This window comes from Mucilaginibacter sp. (assembly GCF_036568825.1).
Lineage (GTDB): Bacteria > Bacteroidota > Bacteroidia > Sphingobacteriales > Sphingobacteriaceae > Mucilaginibacter.
The window spans coordinates 1-6,007 of sequence record NZ_DATCRU010000043.1; the positions used below are offsets into that span (position 1 = coordinate 1).

The 6,007-nt window shown below is 41.6% G+C and carries 8 protein-coding genes; 6 read left to right on the forward strand and 2 right to left on the reverse strand.

The window, feature by feature from the left end; genetic code table 11:
- A partial coding sequence (locus VIM89_RS08650; protein ID WP_488155753.1) for an argonaute/piwi family protein occupies positions 1-1,819 on the reverse strand: 1,819 nt, incomplete at its 3' end.
- A 197-nt stretch (positions 1,820-2,016) separates the two neighbouring features.
- On the opposite strand from VIM89_RS08650, the gene VIM89_RS08655 reads away from it, so the two are divergent.
- The 3 genes from VIM89_RS08655 (at position 2,017) to VIM89_RS08665 (ending at position 4,114) form a co-directional block, all read left to right on the forward strand.
- Positions 2,017-2,196 carry a hypothetical protein gene (locus VIM89_RS08655; RefSeq protein WP_488155754.1) on the forward strand — a complete coding sequence of 60 codons (180 nt, stop codon included), beginning with the start codon at positions 2,017-2,019 and terminating at the stop codon, positions 2,194-2,196.
- A 104-nt stretch (positions 2,197-2,300) separates the two neighbouring features.
- The gene (locus VIM89_RS08660; protein WP_488155755.1) at positions 2,301-3,272 is read left to right on the forward strand and encodes an aldo/keto reductase; all 972 of its coding nucleotides are present in this window, start codon (positions 2,301-2,303) and stop codon (positions 3,270-3,272) included.
- A gap of 29 nt (positions 3,273-3,301) precedes the next feature.
- The gene (locus tag VIM89_RS08665) at positions 3,302-4,114 is read left to right on the forward strand and encodes a helix-turn-helix domain-containing protein (RefSeq protein WP_488155756.1); all 813 of its coding nucleotides are present in this window, start codon (positions 3,302-3,304) and stop codon (positions 4,112-4,114) included.
- A 180-nt stretch (positions 4,115-4,294) separates the two neighbouring features.
- On the opposite strand, the gene VIM89_RS08670 is transcribed toward VIM89_RS08665, so the two are convergent.
- Positions 4,295-4,732, reverse strand: a complete 438-nt coding sequence (locus VIM89_RS08670; protein WP_488155757.1) for an STAS domain-containing protein — start codon at positions 4,730-4,732, stop codon at positions 4,295-4,297.
- Positions 4,733-4,752: 20 nt separating this feature from the next.
- On the opposite strand from VIM89_RS08670, the gene VIM89_RS08675 reads away from it, so the two are divergent.
- From VIM89_RS08675 to VIM89_RS08685, 3 genes are all read left to right on the forward strand, one after another.
- Positions 4,753-4,980, forward strand: coding sequence for a helix-turn-helix domain-containing protein (locus VIM89_RS08675; RefSeq protein ID WP_488155760.1), 228 nt, complete (start codon positions 4,753-4,755; stop codon positions 4,978-4,980).
- A 68-nt stretch (positions 4,981-5,048) separates the two neighbouring features.
- A complete protein-coding gene (locus VIM89_RS08680) occupies positions 5,049-5,378 on the forward strand; it encodes an ArsR/SmtB family transcription factor (protein ID WP_488155758.1) in 330 nt (109 codons plus the stop codon).
- 98 nt (positions 5,379-5,476) lie between these two features.
- Entirely contained in the window at positions 5,477-5,944 is a 468-nt protein-coding gene (locus tag VIM89_RS08685) for an SRPBCC domain-containing protein (RefSeq protein ID WP_488155759.1), read from the forward strand.
- Positions 5,945-6,007: the final 63 nt, after the last annotated feature.

Sequence of the window (6,007 nt, forward strand, 5' to 3'; positions counted from 1 at the left end):
TCCCGCCCCGCCGCCGGTAAATGGTTCGGCGTACAGGATGTGCTCCGGTATCCCAGATATTGTACGATTGCGCTTCATCGTGGCGCATATTGTTAGACAATAGGTATTCGCTTTTCCACTTTAACTCTATGATAGTACCACTCACCGGCATTATATTGCTGTATTGTGTGTCAAAAAATACAAAGTCTTTACTTTTCGAATCGTTGATCGTCAGCACAACAAACGGTATCTCCAAATCGAAGAATCGCAATGCTCGCTCGATGGCTTTACCCTCTTCGTCATTCAATGTTTTATAATAATGAATAACCAGTTTCGTGATCTTCAGGTCATTTTGCCTAATGACCGTATCAATATTTTGCTTGAGTGCATCGCCAATCGTCCGAATATTTTCGCGTTGAAAAGATTCGAACTTATGAAATGTACCATCCTCTTTAAAGAAAAGACTATTTCCTAAAAACTCTTCATTGTTGATCTTTTTTACACCAAAACCAATGATCAATTTATCATCTGAAAAAGTGTCCAACTTCCACGGTATGCCGCCGAGTTTAGCTAGGATGGCTACTTGGATATTTGGCAAGTGAAACCTGAAGTTATTCGCAAGGATATTTTTATACCATATAAATTGAGATAATATGCCTTTATTGAGTAGCAGATATTTGACCTTATAATATTCATCCTCGTTTTCATCCTCACTTTCGAACCTGTTATGATCTGTCAGGTAGATAACGAAATACTGCAGACCTGCTTGAAATGGATATTGCTCGATCTTCGTTTGCAATTCTGCGGCGGGATCTTCACTTTCCAGAACGATCCGGTGGGGTTCGCCCATTTTAAAATTAACTTTCACATAGTCTTTCAGACCGGGTGCAAATGCACCTTCTTGTAGCCCCTGTGACATGGTAGAATACAGTTTTTTTGCAGCTTGAGCATGTGCCGGCTTATAAGCAAAAATAAATCGCAAGTTCTCACTATCCGGCGTTGCATACGGGCCATACCTTTTCAAACCACTATAAACGCTGTTATCCTCACCATCATTTCCAAATCGGAGTTTGTTCGATACAAATTTTGTCTTCCATATCTCCTGTTCTTTCAATTGTTTAAATCCTGACTCAAAGAATTGTATATTATCGCTAATGGGCTTTCCCTGTAAGTATTCGCTATAAAACTCACTGATTTGCTCATAATACTCCTTATAGGTATTCCTGCGGGGGTCATGTTCAGTGGGAATATTAAGTGCTCGCTTTAGTTCGTACCCCAATACTGGAAAAACGACATCTGCATTAAGTTGATTTTCTCGATTAAATTTATGAAGCACACCTGCCTCCACATATTTTGCAAAACCGACATTTCCATCGATTTGTGACAATGGCCTTTGGCTGATAAGCGATTTACCGTCATAACTGATCAATAACTCTAATCTTGATATGTTATCTAATGATACCTGCCTTAAGCTGATCTTATCATATATAATACAATTATGCTTCGTGCCGGCCCGTCGCCAAATCTGGAGTCCATTTACAAAGTCATCCAATGTCATCATTTCTAAGCCAACAAAATACTGTCTAAGTTGACCGACAACATAAGGTTTGAAAAAGTAACGGTTGCTGAGAATATTAACCGAATAGGCCTGAGCCGCGTCATTTTCAGCAAAAGAATAATAGAGAGTATCGTATTGCTGAAACAAATCCTGCGATGTAAAATCAGCAAAATATTTAGCATTCGTTTTCTTGGCTCCAGGAAAAACTTCCGTAGAAATATAAATAGGGATGATTGGGTTAAGTATCTTGAAATATATTTTATTTAATACAAGGTTTGCCATGGTTATTGTCTCTCGTTTGTTTTCCGACGGCGAGCAATTGCTATTAATCGTTAAAGTTACCGATTTTTTAAGACAGCTTCAGCTACTTTAGACGACCATATGTCAAATTCATTCATAATGCATAATGCCTCCCCCCAATTAAAAATATTTTAAAATGTTTTCACAACTCGTTCGTCTATATCCTTAACAGAACATTAATGGAAACGAACACAATAGTAATCGAAGATCAAACACCGGTGTCACGGGTATGGGATTATACCGACAGGCTGGCACTTCTTTTTGTTGACATTTGCGACTTTATTGGGTTGCCTGTCAACATTCCAAAGGGTTTGCAAAGCCAAAGTGATGAAACGCTGCTTTATGGTGATTTGGCTTGAGCTTAAAAACGAGCCGTACAGGCAAGCAATTTGAGCCATGCAGGAAAGCGGCCACCGGACAAACAGGCTGATATTTGTATCGTTAATCAAATAAATAATTATCTATGACAACGATATCAAAAATCAATCTTGGCAAAAATGGCCCGCTTCTATCTAAACTTGGATTAGGCTGTATGCGCATGTCGCCCGTTTGGGGAGGCCCTGTGAATGATGAAAGCGAAAGTATTGCTACCATTCAGATGGCGTTAGACAATGGTATTAACTTTCTGAATACAGGCGACTTCTATGGCGCCGGTCATAATGAAATGCTTGTCGGCAAAGCCATCAAAGGCCGGCGCGACGATGCCTTCATCAGTGTTAAGTTTGGCGCAATCTTCTATAATCGCCAGATGCTTGGGCTGGACCTGCGTCCAATAGCCATCAAAAATTTCATCAATTATTCTTTAGTACGACTGGGTATCGATACCATTGATCTTTATCAACCTTGCAGGCTCGATAATAGCGTTCCGTTGGAAGATGTGATCGGCACTATTGCAGACTTAATCAAGGAAGGAAAAGTACGTTACCTGGGGGTATCTGAAATAACGGCAGATCAATTGCGCAAAGCAAACAGCATTCACCCTGTAACCGCATTGGAAATTGGTTATTCTTTAGCTGACAGACAGATAGAAAGCGACTTGCTTCCTACCGCTAAAGAGCTGGGCATAGGTGTTGTGGCTTTTGCCAATACAGCCGAAGGCTTACTTACCGGGAATATGAAAGCACCGCTTGCAGCTAACGACTACCAAAACCATTTCCCACGGTTTCAGGGAGATAACCTGATCAAAAACCTGGAAAAAGTTGAAGTGTTAAAGCAAATGGCGCAAGATAAAGGATATACACCGACACAATTAGCAATTGCCTGGGTGAATGCGCAAGGCGATCATATTATGCCATTGGTAAGTATGAGTCGAAGATCACGTCTGCCGGAGAACATGCAGGCGATGGAAATCAGCTTCACTCCTGAAGAAATGAATATGCTGAATACCAATTTTGCACCAGGCGCAATAGTTGGCAGTACCTATCTGCAGCGATAATAAAGCTACCTGTTTTATATCTTTACATCATGACGAATCCAAACGAAATAGTCCCCGGAGTCATCTTTTACGCTTATCTCTCAACAAAGCGAAAGGAGAAAGTAGGCTTTCTGAATCATAACACGTTTGTATACCTGGTTTCGGGGCAATTTACTTTGGAAACGTCGGGGCAAAAAATTTCAATGAGGAGAGGTGAGATGTTGCTGATCGGTAAAAACCAGCTGGCGCAGATCACCAAAACTCCCCTGCCTGATGAGGATTATGAAACAGTAGTGATTTCCCTGCAGGAAGACCTACTCAGAAAGATCGCGCTTGAAGAGCAAATAGATATACAGCAGAAGTATACCGGCCCGGCTAACATTCCCATTCCTCAGAATGATTTTCTGCATGGTTATTTTCAATCGATAATACCCTATGTCCGCAATCCGGCAGAACGGATATCTGCGGACATGGGTATTTTGAAAGTGAACGAGGGGGTAAAGTTATTGTTGCACACCATGCCGGAGCTCAGAACATTTTTGTTCGACTTTTCAGAGCCTTATAAGATCGACCTGGAAAAATTTATGCTCAGCAATTTTCATTTCAATATCCCGGTGGAAAGGTTTGCACAACTCACCGGCAGAAGTCTTGCCGCCTTCAAGCGCGACTTTCAAAAAATATTCGGCATGGCACCCCGGCATTGGCTGCAGGAAAAACGGCTGACGGAGGCCCGTCACCTGATAGAGAAAAAGAACAAGAAGCCATCTGCGATCTACCTCGACTTAGGGTTTGAAAGTCTCTCTCACTTTTCGCATTCTTTTAAGAAAAAGTTCGGGAAAGCGCCGACGGAATGGTTATTCTAGGTAGCGGGAATCCGGATATCTGATGCTCTTTCAAAAATAAATATCCCCGAAAAAACTATTTGCCTTTGTGTCTTTTTTGCGTCCACCGTGGTTAAGATTTTTGCCACAAGAGAACAGAGAAGGTACAAAGTGGCGCTGAGATTTTATAAAGCAAATATTACCTCGTGTCAATATTTCAAATCAGACTTTTAAGCCAATCAGTATATCTTCCGCCCTTTTTATTGCATCCTCAAATGAAGATGTAACATTGGCCTTTCCGATACGAAACAATAAACGTGCTTTTTGAAGCTCATCCGTAACCTGGGTGCTGTTAACTTCAGACAGGATGAGTTTACTTCCCTTCTTCTCCAATTGATCGCAAACATCTTTTAAGACCCTCAGTCCGGTAGCGTCTATAACCGGAACTTTATCCATACGGATAATCAGAACTTTGGCCGGCGTTTCAACCATTTTCATGGTGTCCCTGAATTTGTAAGCCGCACCAAAGAATAATGGCCCGGTAATTTCAAAAACATCTGTGCCTGCGGGCAGCATTTCAGTGAGAGCGGTATCTTCTGCCGAATCATCCGCTGACTGACCCGTATGCTGAACAGAACTTGCCTGCATCATCTTTCGCATAAAAAGAAAGGCGCCTGGCTATCGCTCTGATCGTTCTCAGGGAGAAATTCAAGGACATCAATTCAAGCGATAAAGAGCCGGTTCTTAATATGTCAAGAGCGGATCTTGCCAACATGGCCGGCATAGCCCAGGACAATGTCATCAGGCTTCTTAAAGACTTTAAAAAAGAAGGCATACTGGAAACCGAGGGTCGGAAAATCCTGATCAGGGATGTGCGTTTGCTGGTAAAAAAATCAAACTACAGATAAAATTATTTTCAAAAAAGATTTGCGTAGTCAAATAGCTACATTTATATTTGTAGTCAAATAGCTACATAATGAATTTAAGAAGAGATGTATTTCAGGCCATAGCCGATCCGACAAGAAGGGCCATATTGCTGCTGGTTGCTTCGCAATCTTTAACGGCCGGGGCAATTGCGGCAAACTTTGATACCGCCAGGCCGACAGTATCAAAACATCTGCACATACTTACCGAATGCGAACTGCTGCAGCAGGAACAAAGCGGCAGAGAGATCCACTATCACATAAATGCAAAAAAAATGAAAGAAGTAGCCGACTTTATCGAGCCATTCCGCCAGATGTGGGATGCCCGCTTTAACAAATTAGAGAGTGTTATGAAGAATTATAAAAACCAAAAAAAACACTAATATTCACTAATTAAGGCGAATTGCACGAATTGGTTTTTGACCCTAATTCGTGTCATTCGACAAATTCGAGAGCATTCGTGTTAATTAAAATTAGAAATATGGAACTAAAAACAAAAGTTGATGCTGAACAAGGTAAGCATGACCTGGTAATTACCAGGGAGTTTGATCTGCCGCTTGAACTGCTTTTCAAAGCGTTCACCGAGCCCGAACTGATCGAGCAATGGATGGGGACAAAAGTGCTTAAGTTTGAAGGAAAAAAGTTTGGAGGCTGGCAATTTGAAACCAGCGACCCTAAAGGGAATGTGGTGTTTAAGGCCGATGGCGTGATCCACGAATTTAGTCCCAACAAAAGGATCGTGCGTACATTCGAAATGGCTGGCGTGCCTTTTGGTGTTCAGCTCGAAGTGAGTGAATTTGAAGCCATTACTGATGAAACCAGCAGACTGAATATGCACGTCATATTTGAATCAGTTGCCCAAAGGGACGAGCAGTTGAAACTACCGTTTAAACAAGGCATTAACTGGGCACACAGCCGGTTAGAAGAAGTTATGAGTAAATTAAAATAGTATACTGTGAACAAGCCGGATAACACAGCAGTAAGAACAGCCTTATGGCGGGCATTGCACATC

Coding starts and splice junctions, on each gene's coding strand:
- VIM89_RS08655 (WP_488155754.1), top strand. CDS start 2,017: ATGGAAACGAACACAATAGTAATCGAAGATCAAACACCGGTGTCACGG.
- VIM89_RS08660 (WP_488155755.1), top strand. CDS start 2,301: ATGACAACGATATCAAAAATCAATCTTGGCAAAAATGGCCCGCTTCTA.
- VIM89_RS08665 (WP_488155756.1), top strand. CDS start 3,302: ATGACGAATCCAAACGAAATAGTCCCCGGAGTCATCTTTTACGCTTAT.
- VIM89_RS08670 (WP_488155757.1), bottom strand. CDS start 4,732: ATGCGAAAGATGATGCAGGCAAGTTCTGTTCAGCATACGGGTCAGTCA.
- VIM89_RS08680 (WP_488155758.1), top strand. CDS start 5,049: ATGAATTTAAGAAGAGATGTATTTCAGGCCATAGCCGATCCGACAAGA.
- VIM89_RS08685 (WP_488155759.1), top strand. CDS start 5,477: ATGGAACTAAAAACAAAAGTTGATGCTGAACAAGGTAAGCATGACCTG.